This window comes from Thalassotalea sp. HSM 43, from assembly GCF_004752005.1.
In the GTDB taxonomy this organism is placed as follows: Bacteria; Pseudomonadota; Gammaproteobacteria; order Enterobacterales; family Alteromonadaceae; genus Thalassotalea_A.
Map to the genome: position 1 here is coordinate 913497 of NZ_CP038493.1, position 23167 is coordinate 936663.

17 protein-coding genes are annotated in these 23167 nt (G+C 42.5%); 6 read left to right on the top strand and 11 right to left on the bottom strand.

Features of this window, described 5'->3' with window-relative positions; translation table 11 throughout:
* Positions 1 to 209 precede the first annotated feature (209 nt).
* Complete coding sequence (gene arsB, locus E2K93_RS03760) at positions 210 to 1232, bottom strand: ACR3 family arsenite efflux transporter (protein WP_135437812.1); 1023 nt, start codon at positions 1230 to 1232, stop codon at positions 210 to 212.
* A gap of 556 nt (positions 1233 to 1788) precedes the next feature.
* On the opposite strand from arsB, the gene E2K93_RS03765 reads away from it, so the two are divergent.
* Positions 1789 to 3774: a BCCT family transporter gene (locus tag E2K93_RS03765; protein ID WP_416316102.1), complete on the top strand. Its 1986-nt coding sequence runs from the start codon at positions 1789 to 1791 to the stop codon at positions 3772 to 3774.
* Positions 3775 to 3876: 102 nt separating this feature from the next.
* On the opposite strand, the gene E2K93_RS03770 is transcribed toward E2K93_RS03765, so the two are convergent.
* Positions 3877 to 6261, bottom strand: coding sequence for a M28 family peptidase (locus E2K93_RS03770; protein ID WP_135437814.1), 2385 nt, complete (start codon positions 6259 to 6261; stop codon positions 3877 to 3879).
* A 421-nt stretch (positions 6262 to 6682) separates the two neighbouring features.
* Between E2K93_RS03770 and E2K93_RS03775 the strand changes: the two genes are divergently transcribed.
* Entirely contained in the window at positions 6683 to 7759 is a 1077-nt protein-coding gene (locus tag E2K93_RS03775) for an alkene reductase (RefSeq protein WP_135437815.1), read from the top strand.
* 94 nt (positions 7760 to 7853) lie between these two features.
* On the opposite strand, the gene E2K93_RS03780 is transcribed toward E2K93_RS03775, so the two are convergent.
* Together E2K93_RS03780 and E2K93_RS03785 are read right to left on the bottom strand one after the other, a co-directional pair.
* The gene (locus E2K93_RS03780; RefSeq protein ID WP_135437816.1) at positions 7854 to 8462 is read right to left on the bottom strand and encodes a redoxin domain-containing protein; all 609 of its coding nucleotides are present in this window, start codon (positions 8460 to 8462) and stop codon (positions 7854 to 7856) included.
* Complete coding sequence (locus E2K93_RS03785; protein ID WP_135437817.1) at positions 8449 to 10512, bottom strand: protein-disulfide reductase DsbD family protein; 2064 nt, start codon at positions 10510 to 10512, stop codon at positions 8449 to 8451. The genes E2K93_RS03780 and E2K93_RS03785 overlap by 14 nt, the downstream gene beginning before the upstream one ends.
* Before the next feature lie 161 nt (positions 10513 to 10673).
* Here E2K93_RS03785 and E2K93_RS03790 point away from each other — a divergent pair, with 161 nt between their 5' ends.
* The 4 genes from E2K93_RS03790 to E2K93_RS03805 all read left to right on the top strand — a co-directional run bounded on the left by E2K93_RS03790 (position 10674) and on the right by E2K93_RS03805 (position 15417).
* Entirely contained in the window at positions 10674 to 11111 is a 438-nt protein-coding gene (locus tag E2K93_RS03790; protein WP_135437818.1) for a DUF4174 domain-containing protein, read from the top strand.
* A 151-nt stretch (positions 11112 to 11262) separates the two neighbouring features.
* Positions 11263 to 12408, top strand: a complete 1146-nt coding sequence (locus E2K93_RS03795) for an iron-containing alcohol dehydrogenase (RefSeq protein WP_135437819.1) — start codon at positions 11263 to 11265, stop codon at positions 12406 to 12408.
* Between the two features lie 164 nt (positions 12409 to 12572).
* The gene (locus E2K93_RS03800) at positions 12573 to 13181 is read left to right on the top strand and encodes a MarC family protein (protein WP_135437820.1); all 609 of its coding nucleotides are present in this window, start codon (positions 12573 to 12575) and stop codon (positions 13179 to 13181) included.
* Between the two features lie 166 nt (positions 13182 to 13347).
* A complete protein-coding gene (locus E2K93_RS03805; RefSeq protein WP_135437821.1) occupies positions 13348 to 15417 on the top strand; it encodes a S9 family peptidase in 2070 nt (689 codons plus the stop codon).
* A gap of 80 nt (positions 15418 to 15497) precedes the next feature.
* On the opposite strand, the gene E2K93_RS03810 is transcribed toward E2K93_RS03805, so the two are convergent.
* The 7 genes from E2K93_RS03810 to E2K93_RS03840 form a co-directional block, all read right to left on the bottom strand.
* Complete coding sequence (locus tag E2K93_RS03810) at positions 15498 to 16754, bottom strand: NADH:flavin oxidoreductase/NADH oxidase family protein (RefSeq protein ID WP_135437822.1); 1257 nt, start codon at positions 16752 to 16754, stop codon at positions 15498 to 15500.
* Between the two features lie 130 nt (positions 16755 to 16884).
* Positions 16885 to 18264, bottom strand: coding sequence for an ATP-binding cassette domain-containing protein (locus tag E2K93_RS03815; protein WP_135437823.1), 1380 nt, complete (start codon positions 18262 to 18264; stop codon positions 16885 to 16887).
* Between the two features lie 83 nt (positions 18265 to 18347).
* On the bottom strand, positions 18348 to 19487 hold the full coding sequence (gene lldD, locus E2K93_RS03820) for an FMN-dependent L-lactate dehydrogenase LldD (RefSeq protein WP_135437824.1): 1140 nt from the start codon (positions 19485 to 19487) through the stop codon (positions 18348 to 18350).
* Positions 19488 to 19511: 24 nt separating this feature from the next.
* On the bottom strand, positions 19512 to 20360 hold the full coding sequence (locus E2K93_RS03825) for a fumarylacetoacetate hydrolase family protein (protein ID WP_135437825.1): 849 nt from the start codon (positions 20358 to 20360) through the stop codon (positions 19512 to 19514).
* Between the two features lie 191 nt (positions 20361 to 20551).
* The gene (locus E2K93_RS03830; protein WP_135437826.1) at positions 20552 to 20890 is read right to left on the bottom strand and encodes an L-rhamnose mutarotase; all 339 of its coding nucleotides are present in this window, start codon (positions 20888 to 20890) and stop codon (positions 20552 to 20554) included.
* A 9-nt stretch (positions 20891 to 20899) separates the two neighbouring features.
* Positions 20900 to 22267 (bottom strand): L-fucose:H+ symporter permease, encoded by a 1368-nt coding sequence (gene fucP / locus E2K93_RS03835; protein WP_135437827.1) that lies wholly within the window; start codon positions 22265 to 22267, stop codon positions 20900 to 20902.
* Positions 22268 to 22347: 80 nt separating this feature from the next.
* The gene (locus E2K93_RS03840; protein ID WP_135437828.1) at positions 22348 to 23124 is read right to left on the bottom strand and encodes an SDR family NAD(P)-dependent oxidoreductase; all 777 of its coding nucleotides are present in this window, start codon (positions 23122 to 23124) and stop codon (positions 22348 to 22350) included.
* Positions 23125 to 23167: the final 43 nt, after the last annotated feature.

Genomic DNA, 23167 nt, shown 5'->3' on the forward strand with positions numbered 1-23167 from the left:
ACCCAACGAAATAAGATATAACAAATAAGAATATAAATTAAAGGCTAAATTAGACGCGAAATCGATAAATTGACAAACATCAAATGTTGTAAAAAAACAACATAACGACTGTTTAACACACAAAAAAAGGCGAAACTTCGTTCGCCTTTCAGTTTGTATTCACCATGAAAGATAAATAGCTTAATTATTATACTAATTAATCATCAAACCTAATACTCATTAAACCAATGCCGTGTGCGATTGACAAACCACACCAATGACAGCATCACAGGGACTTCAACCAGAACACCAACTACGGTTGCCAATGCAGCGCCAGAGTGCAGGCCGAATAATGATATCGCGACCGCCACCGCCAACTCGAAAAAATTTGATGTGCCGATCATACATGCCGGTGCCGCAATGTTATGCGCCAGCTTCATCCGTTTAGCGGCCCAGTAGGCAATGGCAAAAATACCATAAGTTTGAATCAACAAAGGAATAGCGATAAGCACAATAGCCTGAGGTTTTTCCAGAATCGTTTGCGACTGCAATCCAAATAACACCACCACAGTTAACAATAAACCTATAATCGACCAAGGTTTCATCTTGGCTAAAAAGCCATCGAGCCTTTGATGATCATCCTTTTTATCAAGTTTGCTGCGGGTAATGGCGCCGGCGATCAACGGCACTAAAACATATAGAACCACTGATAGCAATAAAGTGTCCCAAGGCACACTGATATCTGACACACCGAGTAAGAAGCCAGCTATTGGCGCAAACGCAAAAATCATGACGACATCATTCACCGAGACTTGCACTAGGGTATAATTGGCATCCCCTTTGGTAAGCTGGCTCCATACGAATACCATCGCCGTACATGGTGCAACACCGAGCAATATCATGCCGGCAATGTATTCATTAGCGGTTTGTGGGTCTACCCAGTCTGCAAATATGCCTTTAAAAAATAACCAACCAAGCAGCGCCATCGTAAATGGTTTGATTAACCAGTTAATCACTAAGGTCAACACCAGCCCTTTCGGTTTTTTACCGACATCTTTGATTGAGGTGAAATCTATTTGCACCATCATTGGATAAATCATCAACCAAATCAGTAACGCGATAAGCAAATTCACGCTTGCATATTCAAACACCGCGATTTGATCAAATATGCTAGGGACTGCACTGCCTAATATAATGCCGGCAATAATTGCTAAGCCAACCCATACCGATAAATAACGTTCAAATAAACCCATGTTGTAACTCCAAAGGTTGTTGCTTAATCAATAGCTCGACACTAAAGCTAGCACAATTACATATGAAATAACGAATATATGAATTTTCATATATAAAGCTTTCATAGTCAATAAAAGCTTAACCTTGATTACAAAAAACTCCATTTATTAAAACAACGAAGCATAGAACTCTCGTATACAGGAACCCTGTAAAACTCGCACCAAAAGGCGTTCGTTGTGCGCTTTCTAGTAAGCTTTTGTTATAAATTTTTATGCAAACGAAAGCACAAGCTTTGACCGACAAAATCGCTCACTAACCCGCTAACCCGCTAACCCACTAACCAGCTAATCCACTAATCCACTAGCCCACTAACCAGCTAATCCACTAACCCAGTAACCCAGTAACCCGAGCAATGTCTCGCCATACATAAACGAGCAACAAACTAAGCAATATGTACCGTGTAGATCGACGCCCCTATCGGCTATGCATTTGATAACAGAGATTTAATACAGCCGTGCGAAGCGTCTTGTCCTATACTTAATGGCTAATCTTTCGCCAATAATTCTGGGCCTTAGTTTGAAACTAGACATTTCTAAAATCAATCGTCAGGTATTTTTGATTTCGGCGTTAACCATTTTAGCTTTATTGCTGTTCACTGTGTACTCACCTGAAGGTGCAAAGCTGTTCTTCTCTAAAATCCAAACACGTATCATTGATAATGGCAGTTGGTTTTACGTACTCACTGTGACCATCATACTGGGTTTTGTCATTTATCTGAGCCTGTCACGGTTTGCCAATATTAAATTAGGCCCGGATCACTCAAGCCCCGATTACTCGCTAACCACTTGGCTTTCCATGTTGTTTGCTGCTGGTATGGGTATCGGCCTGATGTTTTTTGGTGTGGCTGAACCAATAATGCATTACCTTGCCCCGCCAACCGCTGAAGTTGGCACATTAGCTGCGGCCAGAGAGGCAATGAAGATTACATTCTTCCATTGGGGCTTGCATGCATGGGGAATATACGCAATTGTCGCCCTTATTCTGGCCTATTTCAGCTATCGTCATAATCTGCCGTTAACCTTGCGCTCTGCCCTACACCCCATCATTGGTGACCGTATATATGGTTGGCCTGGTCATATCGTCGATGTTTTTGCCGTGGTCAGCACCGTATTTGGTGTAGCTACGTCGCTTGGTTTAGGTGCTGCGCAGGTAAACTCAGGCTTAAACTATTTGTTTGATCTTGCTATTAGCGAAACCAACCAAGTGATCGTTATGTTGGTCATCACCTTTTTCGCCTCAATATCCGTAGCCACCGGTTTAGACAAAGGCATTAAAATTTTATCGCAAACCAATATGTTGTTAGCGGTTGCCTTATTAGCATTGATATTTGTTCTCGGCCCGACGGTGTTTTTACTGCAAGCTTATGTGCAAAATATTGGTGCGTACTTATCAGATTTAGTCCATGCCACTCTCAACCTATATGCCTATGAAAAGAAAGACTGGATTGGCGGTTGGACTATTTTTTATTGGGGTTGGTGGCTTGCTTGGGCACCGTTTGTTGGCTTGTTTATTGCCCGAATTTCAAAAGGCCGGACTATCAAGGAATTTGTGTTTGGCGTGATGTTGGTACCAACCGCATTTACCTTATTGTGGATGACCATTTTTGGTAATACTGCTATTAGCTTGGTCGCCGAAGAAAACATCACCAAATTAGCCGAAATGATCAGCAGCAACTCCTCCGTAGGCTTATTTGTTTTTCTGGAAAACTTTCCATTTTCGACCTTTTTGACTGGCTTATCCATCATAATGATTGTCATATTCTTTGTCACCTCATGTGACTCGGGAGCCATGGTTATAGATATGTTGTGCTCTAATGGCCGCAATGATACACCGCTTTGGCAGCGCCTATTTTGGGCCATCAGCGTCGGGGTTGTAGCGGCGACCTTAAGTTTGGTCGGAGGCTTAAGTGCTCTGCAAACCATGACCATCGCCAGTGCTCTGCCGTTTTCTATGGTGCTGCTCAGTGCCTGTTATGGGTTAATGAAAGCATTAAAAATAGAAGCCGCCAAACAAGACAGTTTACAATATAACGCCATGCCGAATAGCCAGCAAAAAGATGCGAAAACTTGGCAAGAAAAGCTCGATAATATTGTTTCAACACCGGATAAGAAAAACGCTGCAGGATTTATTGATAAAACCGTAAGGCGCGCGTTTAAAAAATTACAGCTGCAATTCGAAGAGAATAGCATCAATACCGAAATCATAGACAAAAAGTCCGGTTTGACCTTTAAAGTATTACATGGTGAAGAGCATGATTTTATCTATGGTGTGCACAAAAACGAACTGCCACAACCAGACTTTGTTAGCGACGAGACCGATCCGACTCAAAGCGACAGCACCAGCCAAGATGACAGTAATAATGACAATTATTACCGCGCCGAAGTCCATTTAAGCCAGGGCGGCCAAGATTATGACATCATGGGTTGGTCAGAATCGGCGGTAATCATGGACGTTATAGAGCAATACCAAAAGCATTTGCATTTTCTGCATTTGCTGCGATGAAAGGCAGTGTGATGGTAGACACTGCCTAACTAGGCTATTTGCTGCTTTCGGGTTGCAAGTTGCAGGCATGGTGTCTTGCTTGCAACGTGCATTAAACCTGTCTTATAGCTCTATACTTTGACCAATAATAACCGCATCATTGATGGCAAAAGGCTCAGGCATTAAGTGCGCTTGCCTCGGCTTGATCCAGTCAAATTGCTGCATAAGATCGTAGCTTGTTTCAAATAATTTAAGCTGTGGACTGGCATCACTGGGTAAGGTTAACTCAACCTCAATCGATTCTCGCGGCTGTGATAAGGTGTAGTGTAAAAACATACCACTCACTGTATTTTCACCAATATTTTGCCCCGCTCTTCTAAAGGCTTGGCCATTCACTTTTAACGATACAATGTTTAACGGTTCTAAACTCGCCAACTGCAATAAATTGCTATCTCGTTGCGGTGTAATGGTGATCAGATAACTTTGTTGCTGTTGCGTTTTAGCCGCCAAGCGCACTGCTATTTTTGCCTTCGCTAAGTCTTTAGCTTCCGCCTCAGAAAAGTGGCGTATGGTGCTACGTCGATAACTCGGGTAAAGCGGTTGCGGCCATTCATTTGCGGCAACGTCGTTTGCTTCGGCGCCAATAAATTGTTCGCTAAAACTATCTAATCGTTTGCTGTGGCTAAACCAATAGGCCTTATTTGAATCGGCATTAAGCAGGTAATTAATGCTTGATGGCTTCGGCTGTTCAGCGCTGTATCCGGCTTGCCAACTTGATACAGCAAAACAGCCTAGTGCCAGCAACAAAGACGACCATAAAGTAAATGACTGACTGTTATTGATGCGAATAATGGGCATTAGCAAACTCAGCACTAGAACGGTCAATATACAACCGATATACAGCGCATTTAAGCCAAGGCCAATAATCAATGACGCTATCAAGGGGGCAAGGATAATGACAACAGGTAGGCTAAGCAAAAGCGCAACAATCGTAATTAATGACCAAGGTTTGCGTTGGTCTTTCGGTTCTGATTCTGATGCTGATTTTGATTCTCTTTCCAGCAAAATGTAATAGACCAGCAATGCAAAAAATACCGGTAAAATCAAAAAACCGGCGCCCGGTAAATACATAGCGAGCATCAAGTTTAGCAATAACCAAACAACAATTGGCGCAATCAATAGTGCCGGTAACGACAATTTATCTTTAGCAACCGCGTAAATACGGCAACCTATCGCCACACAACTACTGAAGAAAAACAGCATTAGCCAATGACCGTTATAGGTAAAGTTATGTGGGCTTTCTGCGTACGCGGCAACGATGTTTTGTAATAACAACCAACCACCAAAACCAAAAGCTGCGGCAGCAATTATGGTTGCCAATAGCGCTGCAAAACTAACCCCAATTGCAGCTACATTTATAACGCCTGATCGCAATCCTTTATAGGTAATCGCCACAAACAACACACTGGCGATAATCAGCATCAACATCACCCAACTAAATGGATAACTGACCACAGCTAAGTTCAACACATTAAAAAACACCATGTCGTCTGCTGATTCAAGCGTGGTTAAGTCGGCATTGGCGAAGTAGTTTAGCATCGCCAGCAAATAATCCGCCTGATGATTTAGGCTGGCTTTATCGAGTCTTGCCACCGAATCATTGACCGTATGATAATCAAAGTGATCATCTATAAAGGCGAAGTTATAGCCCTGAATATTGCCATCCTCTCGAAAAATAGTCAGGTCGGTATCATTGGGCAGCATTTTATAAACGCTGTACATAAGTGAGTTAGCTATTGGATGTTCAATGCCCGCGTCACTAAAAGCCTGCACCAGTTGTTTGTTGCCGCCATTGGTCTCCATGATCATATAGCTCGGGCCACCAGAGCCGCGTGCTTCAAAATTAAGCACGACCTTCACCTGTTTTGCCCACGGGTGATGATTTACAAAGGCTTTCGCACCTAACAAACCTCGTTCCTCGCCATCGGTGATAACAATGATGATGTCATTATCCGCTTGCTGATTTTTGGCTAAAAACGCTCGCACACCTTCAACAATGGTGACAACGCCGCTGCCAGCATCACTGGCGCCAGGAGATGAATGCAAAGAAGAGTCATAATGACTTACCAGAGCGATGGCATTGCCTGCCCTTTTACCGGGGATTTTGGCAACGATATTACGGGTATTGGCTGCCATATAGCTGTACCGCGAATGCGCGCCAGTGTGCTCAAAAACCTGCACATCAAGCCCCATGGCATCGAGTTGTTCAACTAAATAATTACGCACCCGTTGGTGCTCAGCGGTGCCGACAAAATGCGGTTTTGCAGCAATGTTATTTAGATGGGCATAGGCACGCTCACTCGAGAACTCTGTCATATCGCTATTTGCATACGCATCATCTGCAGGTGTCTGAGCTGTAATTGACAGCCACACCAGAAAAAACAATATCAGCGGGGTGATAACAGCGTTTATGCTAAATTTGTTGGCAGGTATATTAGTGGATTTCATTATTATTTTTCTTATTATCTATCGCTTTGCTGTATCTATTAATACCACAAAATCTCAATCGCAAGGCATTTGCCAGCGACTTAACTGTGATCGTTCTATGATCGAACGGTGATCGAACTGTGCCCTCTATTCGTTCACACAGGGCGTGCTAATTTGCGCCATCGTTTAGCGCCATCATTGAGCGCTTTATATTAATAATGACGCATTTCAACGACATATATCGACAGCATATATTATCGACGTACGTTATTGGATTATGCCAGCTAACGCAAGTGGTTTGTCCAGTCTATAACGCAGCAATGGCAATCAATAACAATGTAATAAGCTAGATAATATCGCCATAAGGCGCACCATTGTTATATCGACTTTAAGCACCATCTTAACCTCATAACGAACACCAAGGTCAATTTAGGAGTACCTTATGACGCATGCATCCCATTTACTGCAACAAATTCAGTTGGGTGATATCACGTTAAGTAATCGAATTTTAATGGCGCCACTGACCCGCACTCGCGCCACCGGTGATGTGCCAAATGAGCTAATGGCTGAACACTATGCACAACGTGCCAGTGCTGGACTCATTGTTGCCGAGGCGACAGCGATAATGAAAGATACGGCGGCATTTTTAAATGGACCTGGCATTTACTCCCAAGAGCATGTCCAAGGCTGGAAAAAAGTCACCGATGCGGTACATGCCAAAGGCGGTAAAATATTTTTGCAGATATGGCATGGTGGCCGCGCAAGTCATCCAGACTTAAATAACGGCACAGTACCTGTCGCGGCTAGTGCCCTGCCAATCACTAATGACGAAGTGCATACCGCCAAGGGTAAAAAAGCCTATACCGTGCCGCGCGCGTTAGAAACAGACGAAATAGCAAACATTGTGAACGCCTTCAAACAAGGCGCTTTGTACGCAAAACAAGCCGGCTTTGACGGCGTTGAAGTGCACGCGGCTAACGGTTACTTGCTTGATAATTTTTTACGTGATGGTAGCAACCATCGAACCGATATCTATGGCGGCTCCATTGAAAATCGTGCGCGCTTATTGTTTGAGGTGTTAGATGCGGTTGTCGAAGTTTGGGGCGCAGGAAAAGTCGGTCTGCGCACATCGCCTTTAAATAGCTTTAATAGCATGAGCGATAGCGATCCGGTTGGTCATACAAAATATTTAGCGAAACAGCTAAATCGTTATAATTTGGCCTATTGGCACTTAATGCGCGCCGACTTTTTGCAGCAGCAATCTGGCGATGTCATAACGCCGGCTCGCGAGCTTTATCAAGGCAATTTAATTGGTAATATGGGCTACACAGCCCAAGAAGCAGAGCAAGCCATTGCCGATAAACAATTGGATGCGGTTGCATTTGGTGTACCGTTTATTGCTAACCCCGATTTGGTTGAAAGGTTGGCGATAAATGCGAAGCTTAATGAAGCGGATCCAAATACCTTTTACTTAGGTGGTGCAAAAGGCTATACCGATTACCCTTTTATGGCCAATTAGTCGAGTAAGCAACATCAGGTGTTGATTCAATCCACTACAAAAAAGCGAACCATAAGGTTCGCTTTTTTATTTAGCTGTCGTAAAAAGGCCGCGGTTAGCTTTTATATTTGACCGAGCAGCCATATGGTGGAGTAACCTTTTTCGCCACACTTTGCCCAGCCATCAAGCTTTGCATACCGACATCTAAGTAGTTTTCTGCTTTGCCGATATCCGCTTGTTTCGCCGACTTAATGCTGTCGATAGCCCCGGCGTAACGTAACATGCCATCAGGGGTAATAATGTACATGTGTGGCGTGGTTTTTGCGCCATAAAGCTTGCCAACATCGCCGCTTTCATCGAATAACACCTGACTTGGCGCTGCATTGCGAGACGTCGTTAATTCATCCGCCTCGCTTGGTGTAACATAACCTTGTTTGCCCTCGGCTGACGATATAATTGATAACCACACCACATCTTGTCCGGTGTATTTACGTTGCAACGTTTGCATATTGTCACTGTCGTAATGTTTTTGTACATACGGACACAAATGATTGGTCCACTCCAGTATCACGTATTTGCCTTTGTAATCGCTTAAATTGACCTGCTCTCCCTTAGTATTAACTAAGCTAAAATCCGGCGCTGGAGTGTCAACTTTTGCTGCGGCAAAAAGGGTTGTTGGTAATATCAATAATATACCTGCGAGAAGTTGCTTAAAGTGTCGCATTATTTATCTCCTGTTGAGCTTGTTTTATTGCATCAATAACTATGTCTGTTGTTAATACTTGTGGTAACACTTGTTCGTAATGCTCACCGGCGTAAACCACGTAAAGTGGCACGCCCGAGCGTTTATAGCGTGTTAAAAAATCAAAAATCTGTTTATTTTTATTGGTCCAATCACCGACCATATAATGCACATTATCATCACCGATGATCTGCTCAAAAGCGCTGTCATTGAATGCCACTTGTTCATTCACTTTACAGGTTATGCACCAGTCTGCGGTCATGTTAACCAGCACTACCTTATTTTGTTTGCGCAAAGCGGCTAATGTTGCATCGTTAAAGGTCGCAGCGGTTTGCGGTTCAACCACAGCGTTATGATCACTGGCTTGTTGACTGCTGTAGCCACCAGCCAATAGTGCCAGTATCAAACACATCATTGAAAATCGCTGTGAGGCAACACTGCTGAGCCAAATACATAATGCAAATGCGAGCAAACCAGACATTAGCCACAACAACCCAATATCACCAGTTTGTGCTTGAAATACCCACACCAGCCAAATAACCGTCGCCAGCATTGGAAATGCTAAAAACTGCTTAAAGGTGTTCGTCCAAGCACCTGGTTTTGGCAACAACGCGGCGAACCGCTGATTGATTGACAATAAAGTCATTGGCAGTGCAAAGCCCAGTGCTAAAGCGGTAAATATCGCCAACGTTGTCATCGCCGGACTGACCATGGCAACACCTAGCGCGGTGGCCATAAACGGTGCAGTACAGGGCGAGGCAACAATGACAGCTAAAACACCGGTAAAAAACTGGCTAGTAAAGCCCTTTCCTTGGGTTAATGATTGCCCCATGCCCGCTAAACGTCCGCCCGTGGGTGCCACATCAAATAACATTAAGGCAATAAACAAAAACAAGAACGCCAGTGCTGCGATAACAAGAGGCTCTTGCAAATGAAAGCCCCAACCAACGGCATTGCCGCCAGCTTTAACCGCTAATATCACAGCCGCGAACAACCAAAAGCTGGCTAACACACCAATGGCAAAGCCCCATTTTTGTCCACTGTTTATCGCATTTGACTGTTGGCTAAGCGACATCGCTTTTAACGACAACACCGGTAACACACACGGCATGACATTGAGTAGCAAACCACCAGCAAACGCTAATAACATCAGCCACAATAGATTGTCGCTTGATTGCACGGCGCCACTGTTGATAGAAGATGTTAGGTAAAAGCCTTGTTTGCCATTGGTAAACAAAAACTCAATTGATTCGTCCCCTAAGGAAAAATAATCTGACTTGGGTAACAGGAAGTTAAGGTCGCTGAACTCATCATTATCTTGTAACGCTTGTTGTACCGCGTTGTGCTGAATAATGTCCGCGCGAAACGGTAATAATTGCCAGCCATCACTATCAAAGCCGCTGATATCACTATCAAGTGCTACCGATACCGCTAAATGTGTGTCCGTTATTTCATGTTTACCATACAAGGATTTTGTCGATGGTAATTGCTCACGAGTATGGCTAAATAACTCAGCATCAGGGCTTAGCGTCGCCTCAAGATTGCTGCTCGCATCAATTGGTAACTCAATGGTCAGAGTTGCCCAACCAGGAATGCAGTCTTCTTTACATACTAACCAGGATAAATCAGCGGTAATCTTCGCCGCATCGACTGAGGCAGTATCTTCGGCTAACGTGATTGGCACCATGAGTAGGTTATCGCCACTGTATCCGTAGTTGACTAGATGTGCGACCGCAATTGCTTCAGGTAATGGCCATTGAATATCACCAAACTCTATATCGACAGACGATGTCCACTGCACGGTTGGCGCTTCACCCGAGTCGCCGGCATTGCGCCAATAGGTATGCCACTGGTTTTCTGGACTCAGTAAAATACCGAGGTACTGGGTTTGGCCTGGAATTAACAGCAAATGCTCAGTAACAAGAGCTACTTCAATATACGGCCCACTGGCGTTTGCCCGATATGTTTCGGTCGCAGATACATTAAATGTGGTGATTATTAACACCACAAAGGAAAGCAAAAACTGCTTCATTTTTAGATAGATACTCGATTCAATATGACAATAATTTAACCATCATAGCCTACGGGCGATAAATAATAAAAGATCAAAACAGCGACCGATTCAATAAGTAAACTTAACCGCTTATTGCTACGTATTATTAGCCACGTTATCCGCACTGTGACGAACACATCATGAAAAACTATGATCCTGCCTTTATTGCTGCCGTTATCGCATTGGTAATGACATTGCTAAACTCAAAATACAGTTTAGCCCAAGACTCCATTAGCGAAGCCATGTTATGGCAACATCGCCTGCTAATTTTTAATGTCGATAACAAGCAACAACTGCCACAAATCGATACTGAAATAAGAGACGAGTTTAACTTACAGATCATTACCCTAATCGATACAAAAGCTTACCTTATTGACAGCAACGATAACTACCAACAATTGTCGGCGGCACACTATTCCGAGTTATCGAAAAACTACAGCCAAGCACAGCATGCCTGGCTTATCGGCTTGGACGGCGGCGTAAAAGCCAACTACCCTATTGATAGCTTTGATTTAGACGCCGTGGCATCACTGATAAACACCATGCCGATGCGACAAAGACAGTTACAGCAACAATAATTAGCCAATAACAGGCTAACAACCTTGAAATAAGCCATTGCTGAAACGATATATAAACTACACGTATATACAACGCTAACATCACACATGACGTGGTTAATGCTAGCGTCAGACACACAGCTATTAGCAAACTACTGCAGAGATTATCATCATGAAATTTACCTACCAAAACGCAACGCAAATATTCTTTGGCCAAGGGCAAATTAGCAAAATCAGTGACGCAATCGACAGCCAAAGCAAGGTGCTATTTTTATATGGCGGCGGCTCAATTAAGAAAAATGGTGTATATGAGCAAACCAAGCAAGCTCTTACAAATCATCAGTGGCTAGAATTTTCTGGCGTCGAAGCGAACCCAACCAAAGAAACATTAGACAAGGCCATCGACGTATGTAAGCAAGAAAACATCGACTTTATTCTTGCTGTTGGCGGTGGCTCAGTCATTGATGGCGCCAAATACGTTGCCGCTGGCGCCTTATACGATGGCGATGCCTGGGATATTTTAATAGGCAAGTATACGCCTGAAACCGCATTGCCTATCGGCGCCATTTTAACCATTCCAGCCACAGGCTCTGAATCCAATGGTAACTCGGTGATCACCAAGTCAGAGACTCAACAAAAGATGGCGTTTGCCGCTCAATGCGTATTACCGGTTTTTGCGGTCATGGACCCTGATGTAATGAAAACCTTACCAGAAAAACAATTGGCCAACGGCGTGGTCGATGCCTTTGTCCATGTCTGCGAGCAATACATCACCAAAAATGCCGGTGCCATGGTTCAAGATGGCTATTCTGAAACACTGTTACGCACATTGAAGTCGTTAGGTGATAGCTTCAACGAACGTGATGATGCGTGGCGTGCCAACTTAATGTTGGCAGCTAACCAAGCCTTGAACGGCTTTATTGGTAGTGGTGTTGAGCAGGACTGGTCCACACACATGATTGGCCATGAATTAACCGCCCTTTGGCATGTTGACCATGCTCGCTCGTTAGCGATTGTGCAGCCATCACTATTACGTAATCAAATCGAGCATAAACGCGCCAAACTGGAACAAATGGGTCGCAATGTATTTGCGCTTGAACAAAGCGATGACTTGGCGGAGAGCACCATCGATGCCATTGAAGCCTTCTACAATAGCTTGAATGTCGCCACGCAATTGACCGAACACGGCGATGACAAACAAGGTGCTATTGACGCCGTGGTAAGCCGACTGGAAGGATTAAACTATGTATCCTTATCGGAAAACGGTACGGTAACTCCCGTTGAAGTTCGTCAAATTTTGACCAATGCGGTCGCGTAAATAGCACTTCCAAGCAGTTGATAATTCATAACAGGCGAGCACCATGCTCGCCTGTTTGTTTTCTTAGACATGGTAAAATGTGCAATCATTCAAATGTCCTACACTATCTAATATGTTTACCTTTTCCCCTTCATAAATAAGGTACTTATAATCGGGACATAAAGATGATTGATTTTGTCGCCACCTTTATCGCTTTTTTTGCGGTCATCGATCCGATAGGCACGGTACCCGTATTCATTGCGGTAACGTCGCAATACGATGCGCAACTTAGAAAAAAAATCGCCTTATTTGCCACCTTAATAGCAGCCGGCATTTTACTGTTTTTCGTGCTGATTGGTGAGCATATCTTAAACGCCATGTCGATTCCTTTACCGGCTTTTCAAATCGCTGGCGGTATCGTGTTATTTTTATTTGCATTAACCATGATCTTTGGCGATAGCAAACCGGATGAAGAAATACAGATGGCGAAAAATCACCGTGATACCGCGACATTTCCCTTGGCCGTTCCATCTATTGCAAGCCCCGGAGCCATGCTAGCCGCGGTGCTGCTCACAGATAACAGTCGCTTTAGCGCGTGGGAACAAGCGCAAACGGTTTCGATGATTTTCGCCGTATTATTGGTTGCGTATATTTTAATGTTGCTATCAGGGCAAATAATTAAGTTGATAGGTTCCAGTGGCGCAGGCGTCATCAGTCGCGTTATGGGCCTTATCTTAGCAGCCGTTGCGACCACCAACACATTAGCTGGTATCAAACTGTATTTTGGCTTGTAATCCAATATTTAGTTGCTCGATCTGCCGACAAGGTGAAGCAACGATTTTTTAACTTATCTCAGAAAACAAACAACTCACATAATATCTCTGGTGTTTAGTTCAACACCTGCGCTATGTTATCTACAGTTTTTTTACTTTAAAACAATAATATAGAGATATATCTGTAATGATTAAAAAACCTCTTTGCAAATCTGCGTTGTTGGTGATGAGTGTTTTATTTGCAGGCGCATCAAGTGCTAGCGAGGAAAACAAAGATAACACCTTGGTTCTTAAGGACCTATTTAACCTCGAATATGCCGCAAACCCTGTAATAATGCCTGACGGTGAACATGTCGTCTATGAACGTCGCAGTATGGACATTATGACCGATTCGGTACGTCGTAACCTATGGACAGTGTCTTTAGACGGTGACACCCATATGCCATTGTTATCGGACAGTAAAAATCACTTTAGCCCGCTATTCTCACCAGACGGTTCTAAAATGGCATACCTTTCAAGCAAAGAAGGCAAGGTACAGATTTACTTGAGAGATGTTGCCACCGGTAATACCGCTCGTGTCACCGATGTCGCCATAAGTCCTAGTAGCATGAGCTTTTCACCTGACGGCAAACAACTCGCATTTGCTATGTTTACGCCAACGAAAGCGAAACCTCTATTTAATCTTGGCTTTAAACCTAAAGGCGCGAAGTGGGCAGAAGATGCGCACTACATTGACCAAACCCTATTCCAACGTGACGGTGCGGGTATGAAAAAGCCTGGTAATATGCAGGTTTACGTTGTGCCGACCATTGGCGGCACGCCACGCCAAATTACCTCAGGTAATCATGATTACGCCGGCTCTATCGCCTGGACGAAAGATGCTAAGCAGATCATCGTCTCGGCGAATACTCGCGAAGATGCTGATTTTGATGTATTTAATTCAGACCTACTTGCTATTGACTTAAAGACCTCGAAAGTAAGCAAGTTAACCGACGCAAGTGGCCCAGAAAACAGCCCCAAAATGAGCCCTAACGGGAAGAAAATTGCATTTACCGGTTTTGAAGATAACGGTAAATCAAATCAAATTAGCCAACTATATGTCATGAATGTTGATGGCTCTGACATTGAAAGCTTAACCCCTAAATTAGACCGCTCTGTTGCTGATATAAACTGGGAAGACAATAGCAAAGGCTTGTACTTTAGTTATGATGACATGGGCGAAAAACATGTTGCCTATGTGAGCTTATCAGGAAAGATCTCCACTAAAACTGATAAGTTAGGTGGTACGAGTTTAGGCCGCCCATATACCTCGGGTAACTATGATGTGACATCTAATGGCACGGTTGTTTACACAAGCTCTACCGGCGATCGCCCTGCAGACTTAGCGGTAGTAAATAAAAAGGGTAAAGTGAAACAACTTACCGATTTAAACGGCGATGTATTTGATCATAAAACCGTTAACAAACCAGAGTTGATGGAATTAAAAAGCAGCCTCGATGAGCGCGACTTACAAGCTTGGATCGTCACGCCGCCAAACTTTGATCCTAATAAAAAGTACCCTCTTATTTTAGAAATTCACGGCGGCCCACACACCGCGTACGGACCGGGATTCTCTAGTGAAGTACAATTGTTTGCCGCTGCTGGCTATGTCGTTGTGTACGGTAACCCTCGCGGTTCAACATCACAGGGTGAAGAATTTGCCAATTTAATAGATAAAAACTATCCATCGCAAGATTACAACGACCTTATGGACATGGTTGATGGCGTTATTGCTAAAGGCTATATCGATGAGTCTAACTTGTTCGTTACTGGTGGCTCTGGTGGTGGTACCTTAACCTCATGGATCATTGGTAACACCGACCGATTTAAAGCATCTGTGGTTGCCAAACCGGTAATTAACTGGACCAGCATGATAGGAACGTCAGATATTTATACCTTTATGAGCAAATACTGGTTTAGTGACTTACCATGGAATGACTACGAGCAATACTGGAACCGTTCTCCACTGTCGCTAGTTGGTAACGTAACCACACCAACCATGGTACTCACCGGTGAGTTGGATGTTCGTACGCCTATGGGCGAAAGTGAGCAATACTATGGTGCCCTGCGTTTACAAGGCGTAGAAAGCTCATTAGTACGCATTCAAGGTGCTTACCATGGCATTGCCGCCAAACCGTCTAATTTAGCCCGTAAAGTTGGTTATATCCTGGCTTGGTTTGATAAATTCAAAAATGCCGAGCAAGAGTCTAGTAAGTAACTCTACAAAGGTTTGTTAACAATAAAAGAGCGGATCTTCATGATCCGCTTTTTTATTATCTTAAAAAGTTTTAAGTATGTTTAGGCTCTGCGTTTTCTAAACGAATATAAACCCGCCGACAACATGGTTTTTAACACCACGCCCATGGCACTTAAATCAGGCTTAGGATCTTTGCCTTTGGCAATGCGCCACATTTGATGTTCATACCAAACAAGACCCACCATGGCGGCTCTGTCTAACTTCGGTTTGCCGGTGGTTGGCACAGTAAGTGGCATCGCATGTGCATTATCTGCAATAAGCTTATTCGGAAACTCCGGATCAACAACCGTCGTTCTGGCGATACCAACAAAGTCGGTTGCACCTGATGTGATGGCATGATTCATCGCCACACCACTTCGAAAACCACCAGTGACCACTAATGGGGATGTCACTAATTTACGAACCTTTTCCATGTAATCTAAAAAGTAGGCTTCACGTTTGATGGTAGTTTGCTTTTGTTCGGCAGTATTCGCTTCAGTCTTTTTATCAGCCCCCATCATTGATGGGCTTTCATAGGTACCACCGGAGATTTCAATTAAATCGATACCGGCATCCGCTAAGGCCTGTACTACTTGCATCGACTCCTCTTCGCTGAAACCACCTTTCATAAAGTCAGCACTATTGAGCTTAATACCAATCGGAAACTCAACGCCAACTTGTGCACGTATCGCTTTATACACTTCCAGCACAAATCGCATACGATTTTCTAAACTACCACCCCATTTATCATCGCGCTGATTATGACGAGACGATAAAAATTGGCTGACCAAATAACCATGTGCGCCATGAATTTGAACACCGGTAAATCCCGCCTGCTTTGCCAATTTGGCACTGAGCGCAAACTTATTAATGATGTCTAAAATTTCTTGCTCGCTTAACGCACGCGGCTGATTAAAGGCTTTTTCTAAACCACGACCTAATGATATCGCAGACGGCGCCACCGGTTGCTCACACAAAAAGCTAGGGATTTGCTTACCCGGGTGATTCAGTTGCGGCCAAATATGGGTGTTATTTTGCTTACCCGCGTCGGCCCAACGCCTAAACTCAGCCAAATCACTTTGCTCGTCTAAGACCACATTTTTCGGCTCACCTAATGCGTTTCTATCTATCATGATATTGCCGGTGATCGCTAGCCCTATACCGCCGTTAGCCCAACGACCATACAGTTTAGCCAAACCGATTTTCGGGTTGTGATGTTTATCGCCAAGCTGTTCACTCATTGCCGATTTAAACAAACGGTTTTTAATGTTAGCGCCGTTCGCAAGAGAGAAACTGTTGGCCAAGTTTAATGCGGTCATAATCTAGGTCTTAATTAATAAAGTGTGTATGCAGACTGCTATATATTGATGCGATTTTAAAAATTACAAGGTGATAAATTAAGTTCTACTTAATTATTGTCAGGTGGGCTGCTTCTAAAACCTAACGATATTACATTCTAATATGCTGCTTAAATAAAGATAAATGCTCGTCTTTTCTATGACTCACTAATAAAATAGTACTGTGATTTTGTTCTGCTAGGTGCTCTATAAAGTTAAGTATTCGATATCGATTCAGCTCATCTAGGCCTTGAGTTGGCTCATCTAGAATCAATAAGTATGGAGACTTAACTAAAGCTCTAGCGATAAGTGCTAATCGTTGCTCTCCGTAACTTAACGTCTGAAAAAGGCGATGTGCATGTACTAACAGGCCAACTTTTTCTAACCATTGTTTCGCAATTTCAATGTGCTTTCTTTCAGGCTGCTGATATAAGCCAATAGAGTCATAGAAACCAGAGACAACTACAGTCAACAGCTCAGCATTAACACGGTATTGTCGATGCAACTCAGAGCTAACAATTCCCATTTGTTTTTTCAATTGCCAAATACTCTCGCCTGAGCCTCTCTTAAAACCGAGTACCTCAAGATCATTGGAATAACATTGCGTGCAGTCACCGGTTATTAAGTGCATTAAAGTAGATTTACCACTGCCGTTTGGGCCAGTAATCAAAGTATGCTGCTGTGGTTTGATACAGACATTTAAGTTTTCAAAAACATTCTCGCCGTTATAACTTACCTTCCCTCTATTTAACTTAACTAAATAAGAGGAATTGATATTTTCACGCCGACAGTTACTATCTGGCCAAGCAAGGCTGTCCTGCTCAAGATCAAGTAAAGCATCGAGCTGTCTTATAGTTTCTTCACTTTCAAGCAATCCAATTACTTCTAGTTGCCCTCGTTCAATAAAAGCAATATTTCGGCACCATGATGGTATATCAAGCCTATTGCTGAGCAATAAAAGTACTGTGATACCTTGTTCACATAAATCTCGTAACACTTTTGATAATGCCTGACATGAACTCTCATCTAAGCTATCAAAAGGGTTGTCACATATTAATAACTCAACACCGTTAAAAATGGCTTGTAGAATAAGTAACTTTCGACTTTCTCCCGTACTAAGTTGACGGTATCCGTATTCTAAACGATGGGCTAAACCAAAGGCTTCAATCAAAGGGTCATCGAGCTTTGAGGCAGGTAGAAAGTCTTTTGCTTTTGTCCCAATATCCTGCACATCAAGGTAATCTGTTCTATCAATTTTTAACTCATGTTCATAAATACTCTGCTGTTTTTCAAATGACACTAAAGCGACTTTATCAACACTAGGTAACAGGCATTTTTGTGCAGTACTATCCGTTAACCCGCCAGTCATCAATTGGTCTAAATACTGTTTTCCAGAGCCATTTTTTCCCAACACACACCAAGATTGAGCTTTGGATAACTGCCAATTTTTGATAGTTAGTTTATCGTGTTGAAAGTTTTTTATATTTATCATGAGTTCATAAAAATGACAGAAAAGTTAATGTGATCATTTTGCGTTAACTTTTCTCTAGTGGTTAGCAAATATTGAGGTGCTTTTTAGGGAGAATGAATTAACGAATTTCTGTCTAAATCTCTAATACATTTTGCCCCAGTAAGTGTCATTGCCACACGCATTTCTTTGTCATAAAGTTCAAGCAGGTTTTCAACACCTTGTTGTCCCTGCGCTGCTAGCGCATAGATGTATGAACGTCCTAACATTGCACAGTCTGCTCCTAATGCTAGCATTCGCACCACATCAAGCCCTGAACGAATTCCTGAATCAACAAATATTTTTAAATCACCTTTAACAGCATCCGCAATAGCAGGCAAAGCTTTTGCAGACGACAATACGCCGTCTAATTGGCGACCACCATGATTAGACACGACAATACCATCGGCACCAAACTTAACCGCATCTTTAGCATCCTCTTCATCCAAAATCCCTTTAATGATCATCGGCCCACCCCAAAATTCACGGATCCATTCGAGATCTTTCCACGAAATAGAAGGGTCAAAATTATCACCTAACCAACCAATATAATCTTCAAGATTGGTCGGTTCCCCTCGATATGCAGATACATTGCCTAAATCATGCGGTTTACCTAATAATCCAACATTTAGTGCCCACTTAGGATGTCTCATCGCTTGCATAATTCGACGAGGCGCGGCAAATGATCCGCTCATACCCGAATGCATATCGCGATACCTTGCCCCAGGAACAGGCATATCAACGGTAAAAATTAATGTTCTAACTCCAGCGGCTTTTGCACGTTCTAAAACGTTTTTCATAAAGCCTCTGTCTTTCAATACATATAATTGAAACCACATTGGTCGTTGAATGGCCGGTACAACTTCCTCAATTGGACATACTGAAACCGTAGACATAGTAAAAGGAATACCTTTATTCTCTGCCGCTTTAGCTGCTTGAACTTCTCCTCGTCTTGCATACATTCCTGTCAAACCAACGGGAGACAATGATATAGGTAAATCCATTTTTTCACCAAAAATCTCGCTCGACAGGTCTAACTCAGACATGTCATTTAGCACGCGTTGCTTTAATGCCACATCGGCTAAATCATCAACGTTGCGCCTTAACGTATGCTCACCGTATGAACCTCCATCAATGTAATGAAACAAAAATGGTGGTAAGGTTTTTTTCGCTGCTGCGCGATAATCACTTGGAGACGAGATAATCATTTTTATTTACTTTCCGGTTTAAATTTAAGCTTTATATCGCTCAACGTTTTGTTGCTGCTCACCAAGGCCTGAAATACCAAGTTTCATCACATCACCTTCTTTTAGGTATTTAGGAGGAGTAAAGCCTAAGCCAACACCTGGAGGTGTACCTGTACTGATTATATCGCCCGGTTGAAGGCTCATAAACTGGCTAATATAGGACACCAGAAAAGGTACTTTGTACACCATAGTGCGAGTATTACCATCCTGAACGCGTTCACCATTTAGCTCTAACCAAATATCAAGTTCACTTGGGTCAGTGATTTCATCCGTTGTTACTAAGTAAGGGCCAATTGGACCAAAGGTGTCACAACCTTTCCCTTTACACCACTGTCCTTCTTTTTCAATTTGAAACTCACGCTCAGATAAATCGTTGATCACACAATAACCGGCAATATGATCAACTGCATCTGCTTCAGCAACATACTTAGCTTCTTTACCAATCACTACACCTAACTCAACCTCCCAATCAGATTTAGTCGATGTAGGTGGTATTTCTACCGTATCATTTGGCCCTATAATCGATGATGTGGCTTTCATAAATAAAACCGGCTCAGACGGCACTTCCATCCCAGATTCAGCTGCATGGTCAGCGTAATTTAACCCCACACAAATAAACTTACCCACTTTTGTAACAACAGGGCCTTTGCGAACTGAATCATCCACAATAGGTAAGGTAGATAAATTTAACTCTGCTATCTTCTTAACATTACCACTGGAAAATAAATCACCATCAATATCAGCGATATGCGCAGATAAATCTCTTATTTTTCCTTCGCTGTCTAAAATCGCGGGTTTTTCTTTGCCAACAGCGCCAACACGCATTAATTTCATTTTCTATCCTAATAATTTCTGTTTAAATTTAGCTTTTTTAATTCATGTATCTAATTTTCAAAAGCCAGTATCCGTTCAGTGTTAAGTCAGATTGTTCAAAATCAAGACAGAAGTGCGGAATGTATAAATATACTTGAGCACTTCTAACGCAGAGTTTGGGCTATCTGACGATAAGCTGAATCGATATCAAGTTATAAGTTAAAAATTTTATCCATCAACAACCATTTCTCATCACCTTTAGCCCAAGGTAATTGCTGTTGAAATACCCACATAAGCTGCTCCCATTCAACTACTTTTGGATTGCTTAAGTCAGCTTGCTGTTTTGCTTCGAATGAAAAGCTGTCATTAACATCCATAATCATAAATAGCCGATTACCCACCAAATAAATATCGAGTGCCTCGATACCTGAGTCTTTGATACTGTCAATGATTTCCGGCCATACACCTTCTGGGCTGTGATATTTTCTATATTCAGCAATTAACGCAGAGTCATCTTTAAGATCTAAAGCAAAGCAATATCTAGTGGTCATAAACAGCTCTTATTCCGGCAAGTGTTGTTGTGAACGTTTACCGTATATGGCGATAACAACAAAACAAATTAATGGCAGAATAAAAGACGCCTTAGTGGCAGAAAAACCATCAAACACGATTTTCATATCAATAATCGACGCTTGTGCCATTGGTAAGAACGTACCGCCAACAATCGCCATAATTAATCCTGCTGCACCCAACTTAGCATCGTCACCTGTACCGGTTAATGCGATACCGTAAATCGTTGGAAACATTAATGACATACACGCTGAAATACCTACTAATGCATACACACCAGCAACACCAGTTAAGAAAATAGTTGCCGTTGTAAACACGATTCCGCCAGCAGCCAATAACATTAATAATTTACCTGGATTGACATATTTCAGTAAGAAAGTACAAATAAAACGGCTTAGACAGAAAATCACCATGGCATAAATATTTAGCATTTGAGATTTCGCTTCTGCGTCTTGTTCTGTCATACCTAAGGAAACAAACACTTCCGTACCGTAGTGAATGATAAAGGTCCAACACATAATTTGTGCGCCAACGTAAAACATTTGCGCGATAACACCTTCTCGATAATTTTGATTAGCAAACAATCGTTTAAAAGTGCCCGACAAATCTAAATCGGTTGACTTTTCTTCTGTGCGTGGCATTTTCTTGAAAGCAATAATTAACAACACGACAAATACGACAAGAGCAATACCAATATACGGGTCACGTATCACTGCTAAATCGTTGGCCGTTATTGCGCTAAGTTGGTCAATAGCGGATTGAGAACCATCAGCAGCAAGAGCTCGACGTTCTGCATCAGTCGCCGGGTCTAATTTTTGAATAATAAATTGCGTGGCAATAAACATTCCCAATAATGAACCAACAGGGTTAAATGCTTGCGCTAAGTTTAATCGGCGAGTCGCTGTTTCTGCAGGTCCCATCGAAAGAATATAAGGGTTTGCACTGGTTTCCAAAAATGACAAACCACAAGTCATCACAAAAAATGCCAGTAAAAATGGGGCGAAGGCTTGCGCACTGGCAGCGGGTAAGAACAAAAAGGCCCCTAGTGCATAAAATGCTAATCCCAACATTAAACCGGCTTTATAGCTAAATTTTTTGATAAAAATCGCCGCTGGTATCGCCATGACGCCATAACCACCATAAAAGGCCACTTGCACTAAAGTGCCTTCAGCTGCCGTCATCTGTAGTATTTTGGAAAACGCTTTAACTAATGGATTGGTAATATCATTAGCAAATCCCCACAGCGGAAAACATAAAGTCACCAAAATAAAGGACGCTAAAAACGCCTTAGGCACGACTTCTTTTGTCGTACTTGTTTGCGGCGTATCAACCACTGCTTGTTCTATTTGAGTTGTCATGAGTAACCTTTTTATCGTTATAATTTTTAGCTATCTTTTTAATGTAATACTGGTTTAGTTATTATTTCTCACTATTGGGCTTAATTATTTAAGGTAACAAAACCGCCATCTATAGGAACATTTGTTCCCGTAATGAAGGCAGCTTCATCGGAGCATAAATAACAAATTAAGCCTGCTATTTCTTCCACTTTACCCATACGTCCAATAGGTTGACTTTTTGATAACTTATCAAACATTTCATCACGATTATCCGGGTAATTTTTTTCTAAAAAATTATCGACAAACGGTGTGTGCACTCGACCAGGTGCAATACAATTACAACGAATACCATGGTCGATGTAATCGCGGGCAACAGAGTAAGTCATGGTTAATACCGCACCTTTACTCATTGAGTAAGCAAATCTGTCTTGAATACCCACCGTTGAAGCAATAGAAGCGAGATTTAAAATCACACCTGACTGACGCGCTTTCATACTCGGTACAATTGCTTTCATTAGGTTGTAGCAACCTTTAACATTCACGTTATAAATGCGATCTAAATCTTCTTCACTGGTATTTTCTAAATTACCAATGTGCGCAATACCTGCATTATTGACTAGGATATCAATCGCTTGCTTCTCAAGGATAGAAGTTATGATTTCGTTCACTTGCTGTTGTTCAGCAACATTACATTGATACACCGATGCACTACCACCTGCTGCTTCAATTTCTGCTTTCGTAGTATTCGCACCGTCTATATCAAGATCGAAAATAAGGACATGAGCACCTTCGCTGGCAAATCTAATCGCAGTAGTTTGACCTATACCACTACCGCCACCGGTAATTAAAACAGTCTTATTTTCAAAACGTAAATTCATTTTATAACCTTTAATTTTTACCTATTGGGTATGCATTCGATCG

What these genes read in the sequence shown, in the direction of transcription:
- E2K93_RS03785 (WP_135437817.1), bottom strand. Translation starts at nt 10,512, where the DNA reads ATGAAGCAGTTTTTGCTTTCCTTTGTGGTGTTAATAATCACCACATTT.
- E2K93_RS03805 (WP_135437821.1), top strand. Translation starts at nt 13,348, where the DNA reads ATGATTAAAAAACCTCTTTGCAAATCTGCGTTGTTGGTGATGAGTGTT.
- E2K93_RS03800 (WP_135437820.1), top strand. Translation starts at nt 12,573, where the DNA reads ATGATTGATTTTGTCGCCACCTTTATCGCTTTTTTTGCGGTCATCGAT.
- fucP (WP_135437827.1), bottom strand. Translation starts at nt 22,267, where the DNA reads ATGACAACTCAAATAGAACAAGCAGTGGTTGATACGCCGCAAACAAGT.
- E2K93_RS03815 (WP_135437823.1), bottom strand. Translation starts at nt 18,264, where the DNA reads ATGATAAATATAAAAAACTTTCAACACGATAAACTAACTATCAAAAAT.
- E2K93_RS03795 (WP_135437819.1), top strand. Translation starts at nt 11,263, where the DNA reads ATGAAATTTACCTACCAAAACGCAACGCAAATATTCTTTGGCCAAGGG.
- E2K93_RS03830 (WP_135437826.1), bottom strand. Translation starts at nt 20,890, where the DNA reads ATGACCACTAGATATTGCTTTGCTTTAGATCTTAAAGATGACTCTGCG.
- E2K93_RS03790 (WP_135437818.1), top strand. Translation starts at nt 10,674, where the DNA reads ATGAAAAACTATGATCCTGCCTTTATTGCTGCCGTTATCGCATTGGTA.
- E2K93_RS03775 (WP_135437815.1), top strand. Translation starts at nt 6,683, where the DNA reads ATGACGCATGCATCCCATTTACTGCAACAAATTCAGTTGGGTGATATC.
- E2K93_RS03825 (WP_135437825.1), bottom strand. Translation starts at nt 20,360, where the DNA reads ATGAAATTAATGCGTGTTGGCGCTGTTGGCAAAGAAAAACCCGCGATT.
- E2K93_RS03770 (WP_135437814.1), bottom strand. Translation starts at nt 6,261, where the DNA reads ATGAAATCCACTAATATACCTGCCAACAAATTTAGCATAAACGCTGTT.
- E2K93_RS03780 (WP_135437816.1), bottom strand. Translation starts at nt 8,462, where the DNA reads ATGCGACACTTTAAGCAACTTCTCGCAGGTATATTATTGATATTACCA.
- E2K93_RS03810 (WP_135437822.1), bottom strand. Translation starts at nt 16,754, where the DNA reads ATGACCGCATTAAACTTGGCCAACAGTTTCTCTCTTGCGAACGGCGCT.
- arsB (WP_135437812.1), bottom strand. Translation starts at nt 1,232, where the DNA reads ATGGGTTTATTTGAACGTTATTTATCGGTATGGGTTGGCTTAGCAATT.
- lldD (WP_135437824.1), bottom strand. Translation starts at nt 19,487, where the DNA reads ATGATTATCTCGTCTCCAAGTGATTATCGCGCAGCAGCGAAAAAAACC.
- E2K93_RS03840 (WP_135437828.1), bottom strand. Translation starts at nt 23,124, where the DNA reads ATGAATTTACGTTTTGAAAATAAGACTGTTTTAATTACCGGTGGCGGT.